Origin of the sequence: Candidatus Blochmanniella pennsylvanica str. BPEN, assembly GCF_000011745.1 — a bacterium.
In the GTDB taxonomy this organism is placed as follows: domain Bacteria; phylum Pseudomonadota; class Gammaproteobacteria; order Enterobacterales; family Enterobacteriaceae; genus Blochmanniella; species Blochmanniella pennsylvanica.
The window spans coordinates 172,499-196,897 of record NC_007292.1 but is presented as its reverse complement, the minus strand read 5'-3'; the positions used below and the strand labels follow the sequence as shown (position 1 = coordinate 196,897).

The window sequence follows — 24,399 nt, the reverse complement described above, 5'->3', positions numbered from 1 at the left end:
GGTAATACGATGACAATTGAAATTAATATACCAAATATTGGAGAGGATGAATTAGAAGTTACAGAAATAATGGTAAAAATAGGAGATAATATCAATGCTAATCAGCCACTTATTATAATTGAAGGTGATAAATCATCTATGGAAATACCATCTTCCTGTTCTGGTATTGTTACTAAAATTTATGTCCATGTTGGAGATAAAGTACATACAGGATCTTTGATTTTACTACTTGATGTGCGAAATCATACTAATGCTTTTACTATTAACGATAAAAAAAATGTTGTTCCTTCTCCTTATATTGTAACAAACAATGATACAAGAAAAGGAGCGATATGTAACGATATACACCATGATGCTGCGATACATGCTACACCGTTAGTACGTCATATGGCTCGTACATTTGGAATAGATTTGTCAAAAATAAAAGGTAGTGGCCGTAAGGGACGTATTTTAAAAGAAGATATTCAAAATTATATAAAAAATATCTCAATGTATTATACAAACTGTATGTCATCCATGCAATCTGATCAATTACTACCCATATTATCTTGGCCAAAGATAGACTTCAGTAAATTTGGCGATATTACAACCGTAATGCTAAGCAAAATACAAAAAACTTCTGGTGCAAATTTACAAAGAAATTGGATTATGCTGCCGCATGTAACGCAATTTGATGAAGCTGATATTACCGATTTAGAAAGTTTCAGAAAACAACAAAACATTGACATTGAAAAGAAAAAAATAAATTGCAAAATTACACTTTTAGTTTTTGTTATGAAAGCAGTTGCAAAAGCATTAGAAGAGTTGCCACGATTCAATAGTTCTTTATCTCAAGACGGCGAAACACTAATTTTAAAAAAATATATTAATATTGGCATAGCAGTGGATACTCCTAAAGGTTTATTAGTGCCTGTTCTCCATGATGTAAACAGGAAAGGTATTATTTTATTATCACAAGAGTTAGAAGAGCTTTCAAAGAAAGCTCGTACTGGGAATCAATTGACTCCTGCTAATATGCAAGGAGGAAGTTTTACTATATCCAATTTGGGGGGTATAGGAGGTACAGCTTTTACTCCAATTGTTAATGTTCCAGAAGTAGCTATTTTAGGCATTTCTAAATCTTTTATAAAACCAGTGTGGACCGGAAAAAAATTTACTCCGCGTTTAATGCTACCTTTGTCATTATCATATGATCATCGTGTTATTGACGGAGCTGATGGTGCTCGATTTATGACGCTCATTAATAAAATAATTGCTGACACAAGACTATTATCTATGTAAATTGCTAATCATATAAAAATAGATTTAAATATTTCACTTTTTTAAAAATTGTCTTTCCGTCCTTTATGGTTAAAGATAATCTCGCTTAAATTAAGTTATGATATAATAATATCCGTACCATATATAAGTTCTATACTGTAGAAATACATATTTCTATCAAACTAGATACTATAATTAATAGTTTTAATCATAAAATGAAGGGCACCATATTATGTATATAAAAATAAAAACTCAAATTCTTGTTTTAGGCGCGGGACCAGGAGGTTATTCCGCGGCTTTTCGCTGCGCTGATTTAGGTATGGATACTACAATAGTAGAACGTTATCCTGATTTAGGTGGAGTGTGTCTTAATGTTGGTTGTATTCCGTCTAAAACATTATTACATATTGCCAAATTAATTGAAACACAAAAAAAATTCAATAAATATGGTCTCCTGTCAGGAGAAACACATATCGATCTTAATAAGACGCGCTCTTGGAAAGATAAAATTATTGATCAATTGTCAAATAGTTTGAGTGCTATGGCAAAAAAACGGAACGTTAAAGTAATTGATGGGGTTGGTAAATTTATTGATAGTCATACTATTCAAGTTGAAAACAATGAAATGACCTTAGAAATAGCATTCAATTACGCTATTGTAGCAGCAGGATCACATACTGTATCACTACCATGTATTCCTAATGATCAGCGAATTTGGAATTCAACTGATGCTCTATCTTTACAATCAATACCCGAACGTTTACTAATTATAGGCTCAGGAGCTATAGGATTAGAAATGGCCACAATATATCGTGCTTTTGGATCAGAAATAGATATAGTAGAAATGTGTAATCGAATCATGCCAATTTTAGATGAAGATATTACTAATATTTTTACTAAAATAATTACTAAAAATATTAATTTAATTTTAAATACTAAAGTTAACATAGTAGAAGCTAAGAAAGATGGTATTTATGTAACTATGGAAAATAAACAAACTTTATTAAAAAATACTCAACGTTATGATGCATTATTAGTAGCAATTGGGCGCGCTCCAAATGGTAACATGTTGAATATCGAGCGTGCGGGAGTAAATGTAAATGAATATGGTTTCATTCCTGTAGATAAGCAGATGCGTACTAATGTTCAACACATTTTTGCTATTGGAGATATTATTGGATATCCAATGCTAGCTCATAAAAGTATTCATGAAGGACATGTAGCTGCAGAAGTTATTTCCGGTAAAAAACGTTGTTTTGATCCAATAATAATTCCATCCATTATATATACTGATCCAGAAATAGCGTGGGTTGGATATACTGAAAAAAGTGCTCAAGAAAAAAATATAGATTATGAAGTTGCACTTTTCCCTTGGATGGCTTCAGGTCGAGCAATTACTGAAGATTGTAAAGAAGGCATAACCAAATTAATTTTTAATAAAAAAACGAACAGAATTATTGGGGGATCAATATTAGGCGCGAATGCTAGTGAAATATTAGGAGAAATTGCATTAGCCATTGAAATGGGATGTGATGTAGAAGATATTACTCTAACCATTCATGCCCATCCAACCTTATATGAATCAATAGCATTAGCAGCATCTATTCATAATGGATCAATTACTGATTTGCCTAATATAAAAAAACAAACACAATAAATTTCACATGATTCTTTAAAATTTTAAATAAATAAATTAACTTACAAATAATACTTTATCGTTGTATAGTCTATTGCAATTCATAAGGTAATTTATAAGGTATATAACGAAGTTCATTGGTATGATGAATACATACAATGAATAATGAATAAATAAATACATTACTTATAACTATATATTTATACGCTCGGGATACAAGTATTTATCTACAAAATATATACATAATCATAAAATTTTTTACTATTATTAATACGTAATACAGTTAACAAACAATAAAAGTATTCATAATTTAAAGAATGTCGTCAAGTGTTGATGTGTGAAGTTAAAAGAATATTGTTATGATTTAATTAAACAGCATGAAAATATACATGGGGTTTAAATTGATAAAACTTTATTTTTTGATAAACAGTAACCAATATTGCCATATTAACAGAAAAAGTAACGTATACGATTTTAGATTTCTACGGATGAAATATACATATATAATTAATATATTTTACATATATTCATTTGGGATGCAGAAAGTATATGATCTCATAATTATAAGATACAATATTTTCTCTTTAGTTTTAAAGAGAAAATATTGTAAGTGCTGCTTGTATGAACTATAATCGATAATTCTTATCTTCACATCCCTTATAAGTATATAAGGGTCTTTTATTACAACTCACAAAAGACATTGATGATATTTTTTGCTCTTACTTAATAAGATCTTATCAACGAAAAAACTTATATAAATTAAATAGTGATACTTTGACTACTAAACATCATATAACCATGCTAGATTCATGATATATTTAAAATAAATTTTTATAAATACTTAAAATTGAATTTTTCGCTATTAGCATCTAAAATAGAAAAATTATCAAATTTGAAAATATAGCAAACATTTAAACTACCGAATATAATCAAAATAACTTTCAAATTCAATAGTAATATTATGTAATTAATACGATTGAATAAATTTTAATTTTTTAATTAATAATATTAAATCAATTAATAATATTAAATCTATAAGGATCAACATCCTTTTTGGCTATTTGCGAATGCCCGATATATTTCAATGCAACTATTGATAGACTATATATCAACAGCTATTCGCATTCATCAAGAAATAATGAAAACACCACATTTATTAGGATAATAAACTAAATATTAACTAATTTTGAAAATCATAAATTATCTATATACCAAACGACATCGGTAAGTATACATTTTTATTATCAATACATTCATGTATCGTAATATTCACAATATTTATGTACTTAAGTACATGACAACTAAACATTAAATATTTTTTGTAATCGTAAAATTTTTGTTAAATATATTCTAATTAAAAATAAAATATTTTAATACGTTTTCTACATATAACACTTATGTATAAATATAAAGCGTACTTATTACATAAAACATAACAAATTAGGCATAATAAACATTATATCAAAAAATTTTTATATATATATATTATTAATTATAAAAATTTTTATTAATTACTTTAAGCAAAAATAACAAAATTTTTCTAAAGCTACATGAATTTTTATAAATTACAGTAAAAAAATAATAAAAAATGTGTTATTTGATTAAATTTTTAACAATCATATCAATATATCTGCCGCATTAAACGAACGACACACAGGTACCAATACTGTCAATATCATTAGATCTTTAGTTGAATATATATCGTCTAATTTATTTTTAAAAACAACACATACAACAGTCTATATATAATATATATATTTTCATTTTTATTATTCCTGCCAAAAATCTAAATCATTTTTAGGTACAGTTTTAACGATATCTGTTATAACGCTCCCATTAGGAAAAATGAAATTATTATCTAATGCCATCAATGGATAAAGTACGAACTCTCGATTAAGCAAACCATGATGCGGTATTGTCAATTCAGTACTATATGTAAAGTATTTTCCAAATAGTAAGATATCTAAATCTAAAGTACGTGGCTGCCATATAAGAGAATCCCGTGATCGTCGTGCACGTCCTTGTTTTCGTTCGATATATTGCATATGACTTAATAATCCTTTTGGAGATAAATTAGTATCTAGAATTATTATCGCATTTAGAAAATCGGGCTGATTTTTATCTCCTAATGGCAGACTACGATAATAGGAAGAAAAATCTATAAGTCTAGTCATTGGAAGCTTAGAAAGAGACCAGATAGCACGATCCGCTTGTTGTTTTGGATTTAACAGATTACTACCAATGCTGACCCAAACTCGTTCCATTTTATTATATATTCCAATAAATTATCAAATTACCGACCCCTTCATTTTCATGAAAAAACTTTAAATAATATCAAAATTAAAACATCACATAAATATTTAGATAAACAATGTCTGTAATGTACATTACATCAGAAAAAATAGAAACTAAATCAATAGTCATAATAAAATTATATCTACGGTATTCAAAAACTAATTTTCCAGAATTATATCATATAACGCACATATAAATTTAGTTTTATTAACAATTTATCCGGTCATTTGTTTTTCTTTAATTTCTTCTAAAGTTTTACAATCAATACATAAATCAGCTGTTGGACGAGCCTCTAATCTTCTGATGCCGATTTCTACATCGCATGAAGCACAAAATCCAAATTCATTTGTATCTATTTTTTTTAAGGTTTTTTCAATTTTTTTAACAAGTTTATATTCTCTATCTCGATTACGTAATTTAATATTGAATTCTTCTTCTTGCACCGCTCTATCTACTGGATCTGGAAAATTGATAGATACCTGATCTTGCGCACATAACGCAAAATATCCTAAATCTTTTTTGAGTTGATTTTTCCATGTTTTAAGGATACGTTTAAAATGTAAAAGTTGATCAGAACTCATATATTCTTCATTAGGTTTTCGTTGATATGGTGTAACTCCAGCAATTATTAATACATTCAAAGAAGAACGTCTACGACTGCTCGGTGATTTTGTTGACATATATTTGCTCCTGTATATATATTAAAAGCAATTCATATCAATATTTTCTTTAAAATTTCATTATTTTTATGTAATTTCTCCAATATTTTTAAACACATGATGAATTTTAATTTTTATTAAAAAGTGATAATTATATTATATTTAAATCTAATATAATAGATATATATGTCATAAATGTTTATTACCACAAATATTTATGAAATATATGTAGGATCACAAATTAACCCGTATTGGTTATATCATTATTTATGTGTAATAATTTATTGATATATATTATGTACAGGTTTATAACCAACTTTTACGTTATTCAAATGAATTTAATAAAGAATTATCATTAATTATAGAAAATTTTTTAATTGCGTAATAAGATCATCAATAAATTTTATTGAGGCTTAAAATATTGCAAAAAATAAACAGTATTATTTGGATATTTATAAAAAACTATTTTTTACTATAAAAATAAGATGTCATTATATAAATTTGTCAGATATCGTTCTAAATATTCTTAATATTAATTTAATTTTATAATTTTTATAAAAAAATTTCATAAAAACATTTTTTATTTAATAACACACATCACATTATGTCTTATATTGTTGCGCTTACCGGTGGTATTTGTTCTGGAAAAAGTGTTGTTGCTAAAAAATTTTCTAATTTATCAAAGAAAGTATCCGTAATAGATGCTGATGTGATTTCTAAAAACATCACGCAACCTGGCAGCATTGCTTTACGTATGATAACAAAACATTTTGGACCCCACATTTTATTTTCTAATGGATCATTAAATAGATCCATGTTAAAAAAAATTATTTTTTTCAATCCTAAAGATAAAGAATGGCTTGAACAATTGTTGCATCCGCTTATTAGAAAAGAAACGCAAAAAACAATAAATATCTTATCCAATCGATCATCTTATATTTTATGGGTTGTTCCATTGTTAATAGAAAATAATTTACAAAAATATGCAGATCACATACTAATGATAGATGTACACGTTGATATTCAGTTAAATCGAATTATCAGTAGAGATAAAATACACAAACAATATGCTGAAAATATTTTATTATCACAAGTATCCCGTCAGCATAGATTAAACTATGCTGATAATGTTATTGAAAATAACAAAAGTATTGACGGAATGACACAACATATTCATAATCTCCATCGAGATTATCTTAAGGCAGAAAAAACAACTACTAAAAAAACTATTTTTAGTAAATGAAATAACACGTAAAATTATACCATATTTATATTGTAGCAAAAAAAACAGCATACGAAATTGTTTGTTATAAATAACACAACAACGTTTACATAAATTATAATTATAACATCATAATCATACGTATATATACATTTATATTTTACAAAAATTTACTACTTATAGATTCAATTTAAATGTGATGATTTAAAAAATAATATCAACTTATATTTACTATGTAACTGATTACAATAATGTTAAAATCAAAATATTTTGTATATATCAATGACGTTTATTTACGATTTTACCATGACATTCTTTAAATTTCTTATTAGATCCGCAAGGACAAGCATCGTTGCGACTCACTGTTTTATTCTTAGTTAATGTATGTTGATTTAAAAAATGATCTATCGATAACAATTTAGTATTCATTACTTGCGTATTTATAGATTGAAAATCATTATATTTATTAGTTGAATTTAAAATAGATTCTTTTTTATTGAATAATTCTATTACTAACTTGCTCACTTCGCTTATTACTTCATATTTTAAATGATCTAACATTTTAGTAAACATAGAGAATGATTCTCTTTTGTATTCCTGTTTCGGATCTTTTTGTGCATACCCTCTCAAATGAATTCCTTGACGCAAATAATCCATTGACGCTAAATGCTCTTTCCACAGTACATCAAACGTTCTCAACATAATTTCTTTTTCAAAAGAACACATAATATCTATTCCAATTATTTTTCTAGTATGTTCATATTTCTGTGTCATATTTTCTAATATACGTTGACGTAATATTTCTTTTTCTTCATATAATCTGGGCTCTACCTCTATCCATTTTAGAAGAGGTAACTCTAAACAAAAATCTTTTTCCAAACATTCTTCTAATTTCATTACATCCCTTTTGTTCTCTATAATTTCTAAAGGAATATAAATATTAAATAATTTTTCAACAACATCACAACGAATATTTCTAATAATATCACTGATATCTGATATATTTAATAATTTATCACGTTGTTCATAAATAACACGACGTTGATCATTAGCTACATCATCATATTCTAATAATTGTTTTCTAATATCAAAATTACGATTTTCTACTTTTTTTTGAGCATGAGCAATAGCTTTAGTAATCCATGGATGTTCAATAGATTCTCCTGATTTCATTCCTAATTTTTTCATCATGTTCACTAATCTATTAGAAGCAAAAATACGTATTAATGAATCTTCCATGGATAAATAAAATCTAGACGAACCTATATCTCCTTGTCGTCCAGATCGTCCACGCAATTGATTATCAATACGGCGAGATTCATGCCGTTCAGTACCAATGACATGTAACCCTCCAGATTTTAATACTGCGTGATGACGTTTTTTCCAATCAGATTTAATTTTTAAAATTTTACATGTATTTGCTTTATGCAACGCAGTAATTTCTGCCCGCCAATTTCCTCCTAATATAATGTCAGTGCCGCGCCCAGCCATATTCGTAGCAATAGTTACTGCACCAGGATATCCTGCTTGTGCTATAATATCTGCTTCTGCAGCATGAAATTTCGCATTTAAAACTTTATGCATAATTCCGATCTGACTTAAAGCATGAGAAATAATTTCAGATTTTTCAATGGATATAGTTCCCACCAACACTGGCTGGTTTCTCTTAACACAATCTTTGATATCATTAATGATAGCCTCAATCTTTTCATGTTCCGTCATATAAATTATATCTGGAAAATCATTACGAATCATAGGACGATTAGTCGGTATAACGATAGTATCTAATTTATAGATAGATTGAAATTCAAATGCTTCAGTATTAGCGGTGCCGGTCATACCAGATAATTTTTCATATAAACGAAAATAATTTTGAAATGTAATTGAAGCTAATGTTTGATTTTCATTTTGAATAGTTACATGTTCTTTCGCTTCGATTGCTTGGTGCAATCCATCTGACCATCGACGACCAGGCATAACTCGTCCTGTGTGTTCATCAATAATAAGTATTTCGCCATTTTTAACAAGATAATCCACTTCACACGTAAATAAAATGTGAGCACGAAATGCTGCATTAACATGATGCATCAATATAATATTATCTGATGAATACAACGATTCCCCTTGGTTCATGATTCCAGATTTAATTAATAATTGCTCTATTAATACTAATCCATTCTCAGTCAGAATAACTTGTCTGGATTTTTCATCAACTGTGAAATATTCTTCTTTTTGTAAATTATCTATATTTCTTTTATTTTTTTGAATTATGCTAAAGACTAATTCATTGATTTTTGAATATAATAAAGAAGTATCATCTGATGGTCCAGAAATAACTAATGGAGTACGAGCTTCATCAATCAAAATAGAATCTACTTCATCTATTAACGCATAATGCAATCCTCGTTGTACCCGTTCTTCTGGGACAAAAACCATATTATCGCGTAAATAATCGAAACCGTATTCATTGTTTGTGCCGTAGGTAATATCTGCTGTATACGCTGCACGTTTCATAGATGCTGATAGTCCCGGTAAATTAATTCCAACAGTCAATCCTAAAAATTCAAATAACGGTTTATTATTTATTGCATCTCTATGTGCTAAATAATTATTAACTGTAACAATATGTACTCCTTGACCACTTAATGCATTCAAATAAGCAGGTAAAGTAGCAGTTAAAGTTTTTCCTTCTCCAGTTTTCATTTCCGCAATACATCGACTGTTAAGAACTATTCCTCCCAACAATTGGACATCAAAAAGACGTATATTAAATATTCTCTTAATAGATTCTCGTACTACAGCAAATGCTTGTGGTAATAAATTCTCGAGGTTTTTTACACCTGATTCAATAGATTTGCGAAACTCATTCGTTTTAGAAGCAAGTTGACTATCATTTAACTTTTGTATATCTTTTTCCATATAATTTATCATATCCACCACTTTCTTCATACGAAGTAACACGCGATCATTTCTATTTTTAAAAATTTTAGTAAATAATTTAAATGGTGTTAACATGACAATTTATATCTCATTACAATGGCAGCACATTATTTAAATAATGTGCAACAATTACATATTTTCCGTTCATAATACATACGACTACAAGGAAAATTTTAATAAAAATTGTAAAATAATACTAATTTACAATTTATCAAAATAAATGTTAATAAATTGTAATAAAATACATGATAAATATAAATTTTTATTTATTTAAAATCCATGTGCATATCTTTTCTTAAACATATTACAAACATGATACTATTATTAATAGTTGATTAGAATAGTTCTATTATTCTAAGACTGAAATATATTATACAAATTTAAAAAATTTTAAAGCAATTACTAATTAATTATTACAATTGTCATTGTATTGTACAGATATATAAAGATATATGATGAGTATCAAAAAATATCTTAATCTGACGATACCAAAAATTTCTATAAATACAAATAAAGGAAATTACAATATCAAAAATATTAGTTTTCTAATTTGTATAATACATGTTATATACATGTAACACTTATTATAATCGTAACAATATATGATGTATTAAACGATTAATAAACTCAGTAAAATTGAAAATAAATTATAATCTAAATTCTTTATTACAGTATTTATTATACATTTACCTAAGTAATCTTTAATATTTTTAATCTAAAAAACTATAGATAAAATATGTAAATAAACATACAGTTGCATATATTTATATAAAAAAGAACCTCGATCAAAATACATAATATCTATAAATAAATCTAGGTAAATTTGTATGCTAAAATTTAGAATGATTATTATTATATTCTATATTCAAAGATACGATTAAATCTTAAAATACTAAAGGTAAGTCAGATGCGTTAGAAAAAGTAGCAAGTTCCCATGCTTCTTGGCATGACAAAACAGTTTTTAATAATTTATTATTTAAGGTATGTCCCGATTTAAAAGCAATAAAAGAACCAATAAGATTATGTCCACACATAAATAAATCCCCAATAGCATCAAGCATTTTATGACGGACAAATTCATCATCAAAACGTAAACCATCTTCATTAAGTACACGATAATCATCAATTATTATAGCAGAATTAAAACTTCCTCCTAAAGCAAATCCACGAGATTGTAAATCTTTAATATCGCGCATAAAACCAAAAGTACGTGCTCTACTAATATTATGAACAAAAGATGCTGAAGAAAAATTAAAAAAACAATGTTGTGTATCCACATTGATAGCTGGATGATTGAAATCAATAGTAAAATCAAGCGTAAAACCATTAAACGGCCTTAATTCAGCCCATTTTTCTCCATCTTCAACACGTACTGTTTGTTTTAATCGAAGAAATTTTTTTGCACTATTAAGTTCTTCTATACCAGCATCCAATAACAAACACACAAAAGGACTAGCGCTACCATCCATTATTGGAACCTCAGGAGCATTGAGTTCTATAATAATATTGTCAATACCCAATCCTGCTTGAGCAGCACTTAAATGTTCAACAGTAAAAATCTGAACACCATATTCATTAATCAAACATGTACATAACACGGTGTTTCCTACTGATTTCACATTAACTTGAAGATCTACAGGAGGATATAAGTCAGTACGACGATAAATAATTCCAGTATTTGCTGAAGTAGGACGTAAAGTTAACGTAACTTTTTTACCGGTGTGTAAACCTACACCAGTAGTTTGCACAACGCGTTTCAATGTTCGTTGTTTTATCATTATATCATCTCATGCAATTATTGTAATATTTACTTTATTAGTAAATCACTATATGTATATTGCATTTGTTATACAAATTACTCATTTACACTATTATCTCTAGTTAGTCTGCTTGTTTTCTTAGAAAAGCAGGGATATCTAAATAATCTACATCTTTATCAAGAGTTGTACTTTGATGATCTACCGTATTAGATGATGCATGTCTTGATTCTTTAAAAAATGTAGATGCTCTTTGGGGGGAATGATTATGATAATGATTATCTCGTACTACCTTTTTTTCTTCTTTAGTATTAGATAACATAACATCCGAACGTTTATCGATACCAATTCCTGTTGCTACTACAGTAACACGTAGTTCATTATTTATATCTGGATCTAAAGCAGTCCCGATTACTACTGTAGCGTTATCAGAAGCAAAAGAACGTATAGTATTGCCTACAGTTTCAAATTCATCTAACCGTAAATCTAAACCAGAAGTGATATTCACCAAAACACCACGAGCTCCAGATAAATCAATATCTTCTAATAAAGGGCTCGCGATAGCTAACTCTGATGCTTCCTCTGCTCTATCATCACCACATCCTACTCCAGCTCCCATCATAGCATATCCCATTTCTGACATTACTGTGCGTACGTCCGCAAAATCTACATTCATTAAGCCCGGTCGAGTAATTAATTCCGCAATACCTTGCACGGCACCTTTTAACACGTCATTAGCAGCGCTAAAAGCATCTAGTAATGACACCCCGCGCCCTAAAACTTTTAATAACTTATCATTTGGAATTGTTATTAATGAATCTACATATTTAGATAATTCAGAAATTCCTTGTTCAGCAAATGTCATACGTTTTTTTCCTTCAAAATTAAAAGGTTTAGTAACTACAGCCACAGTCAAAATACCTAAATCTTTGGCCACCTCTGCTATTATCGGGGCAGCACCGGTTCCAGTGCCTCCACCCATACCTGCAGCAATAAATACCATATCTGCACCTTCTATAGTAGCCCTTAATACATCACGATCTTCTTCTGCAGAATTACGACCAATTTCTGGATTAGCACCCGCTCCTAATCCTTTAGTAATAGAACTACCAATTTGAATAGTTTGACCTACTGTCATTTTTCTTAAAGCTTGGGCATCAGTATTAACAGCAAAAAAATCTACACCTTCGATACGCTCACGTAACATATGTTCAACTGCATTACTACCGCCTCCGCCAATACCAACAACTTTAATTACTGCATCACTAGTTAATTCCATTGGTTCAAACATAGTTTTCTCCATATTACTTCAGTTATTTTAAAAAATTAATTTTAACGGATTCAGCATATTTTGTACTCATAGCAACTAAAATTCTTTTTTTAACCAATTGTTTACTTTTCTTATCCAACCTTTAATTGTTATTCCTTTTTCTATATCTACCTCATTATTCAAATGAGATTCTTTCCCATAATGTAATAATCCAATAACAGTAGAATAATGAGGCCTTTTTATATCATCTGTTACCCCGTTTGTATTTATAGAAGATGCGATACGAACTTGTGTATGAAACACTTTTTGTGCACAAGCTGATAATCCATCTATAAGAGATGCACCTCCTGTTAACACAATTCCTGCTGCAAGATGATGTTTAATATTAAGTTGACGAAGTTGTGATTGTAACTGTAATATTTCTTTATTAACCAACATCATCAATTCAATATATCGAGGTTCAATGATTTCTGCCAACATATGACGTTGCAAAATACGAGGAGGCCTGCCTCCGACGCTTGGAACTTCAATATTTTCTCCTTTACTAATTAATGATTCTAAAGCACAACCATAACGAACTTTAATTATTTCTGCATCCGATAATGGTGTTCCAAAAGCATAGGCAATATCACTAGTGACTACATTTCCAGCATATGGAATAACTTTGGTATGACGTAAAGCTCCAGCAGTATATATTGCTATATCCATGGTACCACCACCAAGATCTACCACACAAACACCCAATTCACGTTCATCTTCTGTTAACACAGCATGGCTTGAAGCTAATCCAGAAAATATCAATTGATCTACTTGTAATCCACATCGCTCTACTGCTTTGACGATATTTTTAGCCATATCATTATGGCAAGTAATTAAATGGACTTTGGCTTGCATTCTAACTCCAGATAATCCAACTGGATTCTTAATGCCCTCTTGATAATCGATAGCATAATCCTGCGGAATGACATGTAATATTCGATGTTCATCACGTACTCTAACTGATTTAGCTATGTGTACTACATTATCCACATCTGATTGTGTCACTTCCTCTTCTGAAATAGGTACCATACCTATTTCATTTTTACAACTAATATGTTTGCCAGACAAAGAAAGGTAAACAGATGAAATTTGACAACCTGCCATTAGCTCTGCTTGATTAATAGAATATTGTACACATTTTATTACTGATTCTAAATTGTTCACTCCTCCCTTGTCCATGCCTCGTGACGGGCAATACCCTAACCCAATAACATTTACTATTCCATCAGGCAAAATTTCACCTATCATCGTAGCAACTTTAGCTGTTCCAATTTCCAATCCTACTAATAATTTTTTATCTGAAGCTTTGATCATATTTGTGATTGCCTTTATTTATTTTTTCTTCTATTTACCACGAAGTTACAGGAGTGACCGAATTTGAGCTCCATCTTACAGCAAATCCTGAACGATAACGTAAATCTATATAATCAATACATGTATTATTGTTGTTAATTTTCTGAAAAAGAATAGGATAAATTCTAATGAAATAATATAATCGTTCGATTATATTATTTCTACCTAATTTTAGATGGATATTATCCTGCAAAATCAGTTGCCATGAGTAGCGTGTATCCATTTGTACTGATTTTATTTGAAATTTGATAGATTTTAATATCTCATTAAACGCATAATAATTAGCCAATACTGCCCGCTCGCTGCCTTCTGGTCCATACAAAGATGGCATCACTTTTTTGTCGTTATCTTGATATTCTTTAGGTACTTTAAATATAATTCCTGTTGTACTAATTATGTGAAAATCATTCCAATATGTTAAAGGAATATATTCTATTATATGAATTTTTAATGTGTCCGGCCATTGTTTCCTAACACTAACTTGCTGAATCCATGGCAAACTTTCAATTTGTTTTTGGATAATGTTAACATCCTGTGTTATAAATGTACCTAATACTCCTAGTTTTACTATAAGCTGATGGATATCAGTGTCAGTAGTATAATGCCGTTTCCCAGTTACTATCATGTAAGATACAGGGTTACAACAAACATTATGAATCCATTCTCTTATTTTATAAGAACTCCAAACAATACTAATTGTAGCAACAAATATTAGTATCCAATCTAATAATTGATGCTGCAATCTATACCTTTTTTTTAAAACATATTTAATTATCACTCGGTTATGCACCTCAATCCTAATTGAGGTGTATTAGTAAACCCACTCTTTGCGTATTCTTATTTTCATAAAAATTTATTATTGTGTTTCGTTTTTACATTCTGTCATTTCGTATCATTAAGAATCATAATTATCATATATTTATGATTAATCGTTTTTAACAATTAATCTACGCACAACCTCCCCTATTGTACCAGCTCCTTGAATTAAGAGCAAATCGTTATTTCTTAAGAGTCTGAATAACGCTCCTGATAACATTTTCGTATTTGATATAAATGTTGGATTAATCTTACCAAATTCACGAATTGCATGACATAAGGATTGACTATCTGCTCCTAAAATAGGTGGTTCCCCAGCGGAATAAACATGTAATATCAAAAGAATATCTACATTAGAAAGTACATCAATAAAATCATAATACAATTCTTTTATACGCGTATATCGATGAGGTTGAAATACCATAACCAACCGTCTATCAGGCCATCCGGTCCGGATCGCTACAATAGTAGCATGTAACTCAGCCGGATGATGTCCATAATCATCTATCAACAGAATTTCTCCTGTTTGGTCATTTATTTTATTTAAAGAATAATAACCTAAATTTTCAAAACGGCGATGTGTTCCTTGAAAATCCAACATAGTTTTGAGAATAATTTTATCACTGATTCCTTCTTCAGTTGCTACTGCAATAGCAGCTGTAGCATTCAACGCATTATGACAACCAGGGGCATTTAAAGTAACCTGTAGTTTTGTTTGATTGAAACGCGATACGGTAAAACTACTTTTTTCTATATGTTGACGATAATTAAAAATATGCAAATTAGCATTTTTATTAAAACCATAAGTGATTATCTTCCTTTTAATTTTAGGTAAAATCTCACAAATTACTGGATCATCAATACACACTATAGCATACCCATAAAATGGTAGGTTGTGTAAAAAATCAATAAATGCTTTTTTAAGATATTCAAAATTTCCTTGATACTCATGTATATGGTCAGTATCAATATTGGTAATCACCTCCACCATAGGATGCAAATGCAAAAATGAATTATCACTTTCATCTGCTTCTACGATTAAATAACGACTATATCCAAGCCGAGCATGCACACCTTCTGATTTGACTATGCCTCCGTTTATAAACGTTGGATCTAATCCTGCTGCAGTATAGATATTAACTATCATTGTAGTAGTAGTAGTTTTCCCATGCGTTCCAGAAATAGCTATTCCATGTCTAAATCTCATTAGTTCGGATAACATTTCCGCACGCTTAATAACGGGAATACGAGCTTGTTTAGCAGCTAAAATTTCAGGATTATTTGGGTGAATAGCGCTGGATACAACAATAACATTGGCGTTGTTTATATTACTATATTTATGTCCAATAAAGATTTTCACCCCTAATTCAAATAAGTGCCGTGTCGTGCTACTATATACAATATCAGACCCAGTAATACAATAACCTTCATGTGCCAATATTTCTGCAATTCCACACATTCCGGTTCCGCCTATACCAACAAAATGTATTTTCCTAATACGATTCATCAATGGTATAGCATTGACCGGGTTAGATAATAGTATGCCTGACATATCTATTCAATATACTTTCAATATTTTTCTATTTATAAAGATGACATTATTAATATATTTATTTTTTTAAGTATTCAATGATTACTTGGGAAACTTGTTGAGTTGCATTAGGCGCAGCTATGCTTCTAGCACGTTGAGCCATACTACATAATGTTTTTCGATCCCAAGATTCTAACATTGCGCTAACAACATCACTTGTAAAATTTTTTTGTTCAATAATTTTTGCTGCTCCTGCTTGCACTAATGGCACGGCATTCCAATATTGCTGACGATCTTTATGATGTATAAAAGGTACAAATATTGCTGGTAACCCTACAATAGATACTTCGCTTACTGTTAATGCTCCAGCACGGGATATCAATATATCTGCCCAAGCATATGCTTGGGCTATATCATCAATAAATTTTACAATTCTATGATAGCTTTGTTTTATTTTTTGATAAGCCCATATTACTTTTTTGAAATCTTGTTCTCCAACTTGGTGCCATATGATCAATTTATCAGACAATTTCTCAGCCATATTTGGGATAGTTTTATTTAATATATGCGCGCCTTGACTGCCTCCAATCACTAAAACACGAATAGGACCAACACGACCTTTCCATCGTCTAGATGGATTTGGAACAGCTAATATTGCTCGTCGTATTGGGTTTCCTACCATTTTAGCATTAGGAAAAGTACCAGGAAATCCTTGCAATACTTTTTTAGAAAAAATTGATAAATACCGATTAGTTAAACCGATAATTCTATTTTGTTCGTGTATTATCAATGGAACACCGCATGTCCATGCTGCTAATCCACCGGGTCCGGAAACATATCCACCCATACCTAATACTATATCAGGTTTCCAATATTTTATAATTTTTCGTGCTTGATATATTGCTAAACAAATAAACAATGGCATAATACACTTAATATGTAATTTTTCACCATTCCATCCGTTAATACGAATAAATTTAATATCGATTCCATATTGAGGAACTAACTTCGATTCAATGCGATCTGCAGTACCTAGCCAAACAACTTGATACCCATGATTAATTAAATAATGAGCCACCGACAACCCTGGAAACACATGCCCCCCACTACCACCCGCTACAATCATAATTTTCTTTTTTTGATTCATATTTTTGTGCACTTCAAAAAAGCTTGATTTTTAGATAAACGTGTCTCGAAATCTATTCGTAGCAACTGCATGCTTGCCATTACTGTAATCAAAAAACTAGACCCTCCATAACTAATAAATGGCAATGTTAATCCTTTTGTAGGTAATATTCCGCTAACAGTGCCCACATTAATAAAAATTTGCAATCCAAACCACATGCTAATAGAACAGGCTAAAATACCAGAAAATCTGTGATTAATATTCAAAGCACGATGACCAATAATCATAGCGCGAAGCACAATTATAAATAACATAAATAACACTAAAATCGCTCCAAAATATCCTAATTCTTCCGCAAGAATAGAAAAAATAAAATCAGTATGAGCTTCAGGTAAATATTCTAATTTCAGCACAGAATTTCCTAGCCCCTCTCCAAAACATTTTCCACGACCAAAAGCTATTAATGATTGAGTTAATTGATAACCATTGCCAAATGGATCTTTCCATGGGTCCCAAAAAGTAAGTATACGTTGTATGCGATAAGGTTTAATCACAATTAAAGGTATAATTAAAAATATATTGAATACAAAAACCAATATTAATTGACATAACTTAGCGCCAAAAAGAAATAATATAGACAGAGTAGTAATAAAAAGAATAATAATGCTACCAAAATCAGGTTGCGCTAGCAATAATACAGCTAATATAATCATTATTACTATAGGTTTACATATACTCCAAAATTTGGTACATACTTCTTTTGATTTACGTTCTAAATAGTTAGCAAGATAGCAAATAAAAGATAATTTTGATAATTCCGCAGGCTGAATACACAATGTACCCCACATTATCCAACGCGATGCTCCATTAGTAGAATTATTTAAGATTAATGCGGTTATCAACATGATACAGCTACACAGCAACATTATAGCACTATAATTCTGCCAAACTATTATGGGTATCTTTAAAATAATTACAGATAATAAAAATGTCACGCTGTAATAAACAATGACACGTTTTATGAAATAACATGGATCATTCGCTAATCGCATACCAGTAGGGATTGATCCGGAACTAATAATAACAAACCCAATTCCAATTAATCCCAACAGCAACCAAAAAAATATACGATCATATAATACATGAATGTTTGATGATTTTTTTTTACCCAATTTTAATGGACGATTAATAATTTTTGTTTTAAAGAGCCTCATTATCTAAATTCTCGCGCAAAACAAGTAAATATCAGTCCACGCATTTCAAATGATTTAAATTGATCTAAACTAGAACAAGCCGGAGATAATAAAACGATATCCTTCGCTTTTATACGACGATTAATAATACGCATTGCTTGAATCATTGTATTTGTTAAAATAACATCACTAAATCCTAATGTCGTCAATAATAATCCATCTTTTCCAAAACAATAAAGATGTATCTCATGTTGTTTAATCAAATGTTTTAAAGAAGAAAAATCAGCTAATTTACCATCACCTCCTAATATTAAATGTAACGTACCGCATAACTTTAAATTGTTGATCGCTTCTTTGGTAGCGCTGACATTAGTAGCTTTGGAATCATTAATCCAACTCACTCCATGATTTTTATAAATCAATTGACAACGATGCGCTAAACCAGAAAATTGGCACAATACTTTTAAAGAAACAGAACGAGGAATCTTGATGATATCCGATAATGCTAAAGCAGATAATGCATTTATATAGTTAATACGATTATTAATTCTCATTTCAGAACAATTAAGCACATATTCATTGTATGCAACTATCCAGGTGTGTCCTTTATAATATTTCAGATAATAATCTGCAGAATCTTCGTTTTCACCAAAACTTATACAATAATCATATTCATGATATATAGGTATCGTTAAAAAATCTAAAGCGTTCATCACGCAAATTTTAGCATTTTTATAAATCCTTTGCTTAGAAAACCAATATTGCTTTAATCCTCCAGGATAATGATCCATATGATCTTCACTAACATTTAAAATTGCAGCTGCTATTGCACGTAAACTATAGGTTGTATCTAACTGAAAACTTGAAATCTCCAGTATATAGAGTTGATACGATTTATTTAATAAAGAAAGCACAGGTACACCTATATTTCCTGCTACACCAACATGCCATCCAGCGATCCTAGCCATTCTGGAGACCAATTGGGTTACTGTACTTTTTCCATTAGATCCAGTAATAGCTATTATCGGTGCAGTTGCTTCACGAGTAAATAATTCAATATCACCAATAATTTCTATTCCTAATTTTAAAGCTTCAATTAAAACTGGATGATCTAACCGTACTCCAGGGCTAACTACAATCAGCGTAGCACTCAACAACCATATATCATTAAATGCCCCCAAATAACACTGTACAACATGAGGTATTTTTTTTATTCCGGGAGGATATATACGAGTATCTATTACTTTCGGTATTACGCCACGATCTAAAAAAAAATTAACACAAGATAAACCCGTAATCCCCAAACCGATAATTACAACTTTTGATCCTCGGTAATTACGCATATTTTTATTGCCGTATCTTTAAAGTAATTAATCCTACAAAAACTAACATTAAAGATATGATCCAAAATCGCACTATAATACGGGGTTCTGGACAACCTTTTAGTTCAAAATGATGATGAATTGGTGCCATTTTAAATATCCGTTGCCCAAATAATCTAAAATAAATTACTTGTAAGATCACAGATAAAGTTTCTATTACAAACATACCGCCCATAATTAATAATAAACATTCTTGATGTAACAACACTGCAATTATCCCAAGTGTACCTCCAAGTGATAAAGAACCTACATCGCCCATAAATATCTGAGCAGGATAAGTGTTAAACCATAAAAACCCAAGACCAGCTCCAATAATAGCAGAACATATAATTATTAATTCTCCAGAAAAGCAAATATAAGGAATATTTAGATGACTAGCAAAGTGAATATCATTGCTTATCCATGCAACTACAGCCAATCCAGCTGCAACGAACATTATAGGCATAATCGCTAACCCATCTAAACCATCAGATAAATTCACGGCATTACTTGTCCCAACAACAACGAAATATGCTAAAAAAATATACCAAATACCCAATTGAGGCATAAAATTTTTAAAAAATGGCACTATTAATTGTGTAGATGTAAGACTGCGATCTGACATAAAGATAATAATGACTAATGTTAAAGCAATTAAGGATTGCCAAAAGTATTTATGTAACACACTCAAACCCTTAGAACTTTTCTTTTTAATTTTTAAAATGTCGTCAGTTAAACCCAATATTCCGTATGTTATTAGTATGAAAAATACATACCATACATATATATTTGATAAATCAGCGCACACCATTACTGATATGACAATAGAAAGAATCAGCACAATTCCACCCATAGTAGGTGTACTTTGCTTTTGAGTATGTGATTTTGGTCCATCACAACGCACTATTTGAAAAAAACACAAATTATGAAACCATGTAATTACACAATGACCTATCCCTAAAGAAATAAACAATGCTGATAAAAAACTAATAATAGCTCTGAAAGTTAAATGACAAACAATATTAAATCTGGATGAATATAGTGCTAATACATTCTCTGTTAGCCAAAATAACATTTTGATTCATCTCGAATAGCATTTATTATTTGCTCCATTTTAAAGCCTCGTGATCCTTTTACTAATACACTAATTGAATTATGGATAGATAACATCTGCTTGATATAAATAATTAATTTATTTTTATTTCGAAAATGTTTTCCTTTTCCACATATTTTAGAAATGCAACAACTAACACTACCTATGGTAAGAATTTTATTGATATTTGTCGTTGCGATTAATTTCCCAATATAACAATGATATTTGATTGATTTATATTTTCCTAATTCTAACATATCACTGACCACCAATATACGATAACCTGGCATTGTAGTTAGTACATGAATAGCAGATATCATAGAACCAACGTTTGAATTATAAGTATCATCTAATAATAATTTACCTTCACCTAAAATAATTGGAAATAATCTACCAGGTAACGTTTTTATATTTTCTAATCCATAAACTACTTCTGATAAATTTGCTCCTACAGAAAATGCAAGCGCGCTAGCAGCTAAAGCATTAGCCACATTATGCGTGCCTAACATTGATAAAACCACTGGAGAAGTTCCATATGGAGTATGTAAAATAAACCGTATTCTATTTTTTTCAGAAATAATATTACTTGCAAAAAAATCTATGCCTACGTTAGTACGTAAAGAAAAAAACCACATAGATTTTCCCTTCAATGGTTTACGCCATAAAGACAAAGCATGACTATCAGCATTTATAATACCTGTTCCATTTAAATCTAATTCAGAAAAAATTTTCCCTTTTTCTTTTCCTATTTTAGATAACGATTTAAAACCTGATAGATGTGCAGGGTAAACATTATTTACTAAAGCTACATTAGCAGCAACTATCTTACTTAATTGAACAAGTTCTCCAGGAGAACTTGTTCCTAATTCGATAATTGCAAAATTGTTTTTTTTCGTTAAACGTAATAAAGTAATCGGCACTCCAATCATATTATTAAAGTTACCTTGTGTGGCTATTGTATGTCCACACTCTTTTAATATAGACGTGGTCATTTCTTTTACTGATGTTTTACCGCTTGATCCAGTTATAGCAATAACTTTTGATGAGACTTTTTGGCGCACCCAACGTGCCAACATTATTAAAGCACAACGAGTATCAGGAACTATTAATTGAGGAACATCTAATAATATATGATGATTTACTAGCAATGCCTGAGCTCCAGCAGCAATTGCTTGACTTGTAAAATCATGACCATCAAAACGTTTACCTATTAATGCTATAAACATACATTGTTTATGAATAATATTTGAATTAATAGTAATCTCATGAATAATCAAATCCATACCAATGTATTTAGCGTTTAAAACTGGCGCTATTTCATGCAAACTAAATGGAATCATAAAATAACATCGTTCTTTAAAAAATTTTCTACTATGTCTTTATCAGAATGATATATGCGATTATTTCCGATAATTTGGTATTTTTCATGACCTTTTCCAGAAATTAATATCACATCTTCTAAAGATGCCTTTAAAATAGCAGTCTGTATCGCACAGCAACGATTTTGAATAATTTTGATGATTTTTTTTCGGTGTGTTATACCACGAGTAATATCATTTATAATCGATTGTGGTTCTTCCGTGCGTGGATTATCATTGGTAATAATTATATAATCAGCATACCGGCTTACAATACAACCCATTAAAGCACGTTTACTTGGATCTCTATCTCCTCCGCAACCAAAAACACACCATAGTTGACCCCAATAATAAAATTGTCTAATTGAAATTAGAACTTTTTCTAACGCATCCGGGGTATGTGCATAATCTACTATAACCGTCGGATATCCATGAGAACGAAATACTTCCATTCTACCAGCTACCGGTTGTAATTGAGATGATGTGTGTACCAATAATGATAGAGGATATCCTAATATTAATAACGTACCTAAAGCTAATAACAAATTACTAACGTTGAATTCTCCTAATAATTGACTATGAATTACTCCATGCCCCCAACTTGAATCAAAAGTTATATCCGTGCCATGAATATGATAATTGACCTTAAGCGCACATATCCATTTACCTTTCCAAAAAAATGGTAAATTCCTTGTTATTGTCACTGCGATCGCTTGAGGCAAATAATATAACCATCTACAACCAACGGGATCATCAGCATTAATTATATATTTTTCTACACATAATTCATCAAATAACCGCCACTTAGACATAGAGTATTGCATAACGTTACCATGATAATCTAAGTGATCATGGCTTAAATTAGTAAATATAGCTGCTTTAAAATATAAAGCATCCACGCGATATTGATTTAATCCATGTGATGACACCTCCATAGCAACAAACGTAATCTTATCTTTAACAAACTGAGATAATATTTTTTGAGCATCAATGGAAGAGCATGTTGTATTATTAGACAAACACATATTATTTAACATTCCGTTACCTAAAGTACCCATCACAGCGCTTTTTTTTCCTAATAATTGGACCCAACGAGCTAACAAATGCGTTATAGTAGTTTTCCCATTGGTGCCAGTAACACCAATTAAATCCAAAAAACGTGACGGATGATTATAAAAACTACCTGCTATATCGGACAAATACCGTGGTAAATAGTTAACATGGACCACAGGTATTTTATTTAAATGATAACTATATTTTTTAGATATTGTTATATCGCTCCAAGATTCTAATAAAACTGCCGAAGCTCCCTTTTTGATCGCATAGTCAATATATAATCTTCCATCAGTCTTAGAACCTTTAACTGCTACAAATAAATTTCCCAATACAATGTTACGACTATCCAATTCCATCCCCGTCAATGCAGGACTAGTAGGATTATTAAAAACATATGGAATAAATAATTTATATAAATTACGTGAATCATACAT

Annotated in this window: 17 protein-coding genes; 3 read left to right on the top strand and 14 right to left on the bottom strand. The window is 30.1% G+C overall.

The window, feature by feature from the left end; genetic code table 11:
* The first annotated feature begins 9 nt into the window (after positions 1–9).
* Complete coding sequence (aceF, locus tag BPEN_RS00770; RefSeq protein WP_011282704.1) at positions 10–1,281, top strand: dihydrolipoyllysine-residue acetyltransferase; 1,272 nt, start codon at positions 10–12, stop codon at positions 1,279–1,281.
* Positions 1,282–1,492: 211 nt separating this feature from the next.
* Positions 1,493–2,917 (top strand): dihydrolipoyl dehydrogenase, encoded by a 1,425-nt coding sequence (gene lpdA / locus BPEN_RS00765; protein WP_011282703.1) that lies wholly within the window; start codon positions 1,493–1,495, stop codon positions 2,915–2,917.
* A gap of 1,748 nt (positions 2,918–4,665) precedes the next feature.
* On the opposite strand, the gene folK is transcribed toward lpdA, so the two are convergent.
* Positions 4,666–5,160, bottom strand: coding sequence for a 2-amino-4-hydroxy-6-hydroxymethyldihydropteridine diphosphokinase (gene folK, locus BPEN_RS00760; RefSeq protein WP_011282702.1), 495 nt, complete (start codon positions 5,158–5,160; stop codon positions 4,666–4,668).
* 246 nt (positions 5,161–5,406) lie between these two features.
* Positions 5,407–5,871: an RNA polymerase-binding protein DksA gene (dksA, locus tag BPEN_RS00755; protein WP_011282701.1), complete on the bottom strand. Its 465-nt coding sequence runs from the start codon at positions 5,869–5,871 to the stop codon at positions 5,407–5,409.
* Between the two features lie 583 nt (positions 5,872–6,454).
* Here dksA and coaE point away from each other — a divergent pair.
* Positions 6,455–7,093, top strand: coding sequence for a dephospho-CoA kinase (gene coaE / locus BPEN_RS00750; protein WP_011282700.1), 639 nt, complete (start codon positions 6,455–6,457; stop codon positions 7,091–7,093).
* Between the two features lie 258 nt (positions 7,094–7,351).
* On the opposite strand, the gene secA is transcribed toward coaE, so the two are convergent.
* The 12 genes from secA to murE all read right to left on the bottom strand — a co-directional run bounded on the left by secA (position 7,352) and on the right by murE (position 24,399).
* Positions 7,352–10,087, bottom strand: a complete 2,736-nt coding sequence (secA, locus tag BPEN_RS00745; protein WP_011282699.1) for a preprotein translocase subunit SecA — start codon at positions 10,085–10,087, stop codon at positions 7,352–7,354.
* 809 nt (positions 10,088–10,896) lie between these two features.
* A complete protein-coding gene (gene lpxC, locus BPEN_RS00740) occupies positions 10,897–11,790 on the bottom strand; it encodes a UDP-3-O-acyl-N-acetylglucosamine deacetylase (RefSeq protein WP_011282698.1) in 894 nt (297 codons plus the stop codon).
* A 103-nt stretch (positions 11,791–11,893) separates the two neighbouring features.
* Positions 11,894–13,060 carry a cell division protein FtsZ gene (gene ftsZ / locus BPEN_RS00735; protein WP_011282697.1) on the bottom strand — a complete coding sequence of 389 codons (1,167 nt, stop codon included), beginning with the start codon at positions 13,058–13,060 and terminating at the stop codon, positions 11,894–11,896.
* Between the two features lie 75 nt (positions 13,061–13,135).
* Positions 13,136–14,392 carry a cell division protein FtsA gene (gene ftsA / locus BPEN_RS00730; RefSeq protein WP_011282696.1) on the bottom strand — a complete coding sequence of 419 codons (1,257 nt, stop codon included), beginning with the start codon at positions 14,390–14,392 and terminating at the stop codon, positions 13,136–13,138.
* A gap of 34 nt (positions 14,393–14,426) precedes the next feature.
* Positions 14,427–15,209 carry a cell division protein FtsQ/DivIB gene (locus BPEN_RS00725; protein WP_041567533.1) on the bottom strand — a complete coding sequence of 261 codons (783 nt, stop codon included), beginning with the start codon at positions 15,207–15,209 and terminating at the stop codon, positions 14,427–14,429.
* A 147-nt stretch (positions 15,210–15,356) separates the two neighbouring features.
* Entirely contained in the window at positions 15,357–16,799 is a 1,443-nt protein-coding gene (murC, locus tag BPEN_RS00720; protein WP_011282694.1) for a UDP-N-acetylmuramate--L-alanine ligase, read from the bottom strand.
* A gap of 58 nt (positions 16,800–16,857) precedes the next feature.
* Positions 16,858–17,925 carry an undecaprenyldiphospho-muramoylpentapeptide beta-N-acetylglucosaminyltransferase gene (gene murG, locus BPEN_RS00715; protein WP_011282693.1) on the bottom strand — a complete coding sequence of 356 codons (1,068 nt, stop codon included), beginning with the start codon at positions 17,923–17,925 and terminating at the stop codon, positions 16,858–16,860.
* Positions 17,922–19,118: a cell division protein FtsW gene (gene ftsW / locus BPEN_RS00710; protein WP_011282692.1), complete on the bottom strand. Its 1,197-nt coding sequence runs from the start codon at positions 19,116–19,118 to the stop codon at positions 17,922–17,924. Before ftsW ends, murG begins: the two co-directional genes overlap by 4 nt.
* Entirely contained in the window at positions 19,118–20,440 is a 1,323-nt protein-coding gene (gene murD, locus BPEN_RS00705; protein ID WP_011282691.1) for a UDP-N-acetylmuramoyl-L-alanine--D-glutamate ligase, read from the bottom strand. Before murD ends, ftsW begins: the two co-directional genes overlap by 1 nt.
* 4 nt (positions 20,441–20,444) lie before the next feature.
* Positions 20,445–21,533: a phospho-N-acetylmuramoyl-pentapeptide-transferase gene (gene mraY, locus BPEN_RS00700; RefSeq protein WP_011282690.1), complete on the bottom strand. Its 1,089-nt coding sequence runs from the start codon at positions 21,531–21,533 to the stop codon at positions 20,445–20,447.
* Positions 21,518–22,891, bottom strand: a complete 1,374-nt coding sequence (gene murF / locus BPEN_RS00695; RefSeq protein WP_011282689.1) for a UDP-N-acetylmuramoyl-tripeptide--D-alanyl-D-alanine ligase — start codon at positions 22,889–22,891, stop codon at positions 21,518–21,520. The genes mraY and murF overlap by 16 nt, the downstream gene beginning before the upstream one ends.
* A complete protein-coding gene (gene murE, locus BPEN_RS00690; protein ID WP_011282688.1) occupies positions 22,888–24,399 on the bottom strand; it encodes a UDP-N-acetylmuramoyl-L-alanyl-D-glutamate--2,6-diaminopimelate ligase in 1,512 nt (503 codons plus the stop codon). Before murE ends, murF begins: the two co-directional genes overlap by 4 nt.

Excerpts from the sequence above, each read along its gene's own strand:
- aceF (WP_011282704.1), top strand. The coding sequence starts at position 10 with ATGACAATTGAAATTAATATACCAAATATTGGAGAGGATGAATTAGAA.
- lpdA (WP_011282703.1), top strand. The coding sequence starts at position 1,493 with ATGTATATAAAAATAAAAACTCAAATTCTTGTTTTAGGCGCGGGACCA.
- folK (WP_011282702.1), bottom strand. The coding sequence starts at position 5,160 with ATGGAACGAGTTTGGGTCAGCATTGGTAGTAATCTGTTAAATCCAAAA.
- dksA (WP_011282701.1), bottom strand. The coding sequence starts at position 5,871 with ATGTCAACAAAATCACCGAGCAGTCGTAGACGTTCTTCTTTGAATGTA.
- coaE (WP_011282700.1), top strand. The coding sequence starts at position 6,455 with ATGTCTTATATTGTTGCGCTTACCGGTGGTATTTGTTCTGGAAAAAGT.
- secA (WP_011282699.1), bottom strand. The coding sequence starts at position 10,087 with ATGTTAACACCATTTAAATTATTTACTAAAATTTTTAAAAATAGAAAT.
- lpxC (WP_011282698.1), bottom strand. The coding sequence starts at position 11,790 with ATGATAAAACAACGAACATTGAAACGCGTTGTGCAAACTACTGGTGTA.
- ftsZ (WP_011282697.1), bottom strand. The coding sequence starts at position 13,060 with ATGTTTGAACCAATGGAATTAACTAGTGATGCAGTAATTAAAGTTGTT.
- ftsA (WP_011282696.1), bottom strand. The coding sequence starts at position 14,392 with ATGATCAAAGCTTCAGATAAAAAATTATTAGTAGGATTGGAAATTGGA.
- murC (WP_011282694.1), bottom strand. The coding sequence starts at position 16,799 with ATGTCAGGCATACTATTATCTAACCCGGTCAATGCTATACCATTGATG.
- murG (WP_011282693.1), bottom strand. The coding sequence starts at position 17,925 with ATGAATCAAAAAAAGAAAATTATGATTGTAGCGGGTGGTAGTGGGGGG.
- ftsW (WP_011282692.1), bottom strand. The coding sequence starts at position 19,118 with ATGAGGCTCTTTAAAACAAAAATTATTAATCGTCCATTAAAATTGGGT.
- murD (WP_011282691.1), bottom strand. The coding sequence starts at position 20,440 with ATGCGTAATTACCGAGGATCAAAAGTTGTAATTATCGGTTTGGGGATT.
- mraY (WP_011282690.1), bottom strand. The coding sequence starts at position 21,533 with ATGTTATTTTGGCTAACAGAGAATGTATTAGCACTATATTCATCCAGA.
- murF (WP_011282689.1), bottom strand. The coding sequence starts at position 22,891 with ATGATTCCATTTAGTTTGCATGAAATAGCGCCAGTTTTAAACGCTAAA.
- murE (WP_011282688.1), bottom strand. The coding sequence starts at position 24,399 with ATGTATGATTCACGTAATTTATATAAATTATTTATTCCATATGTTTTT.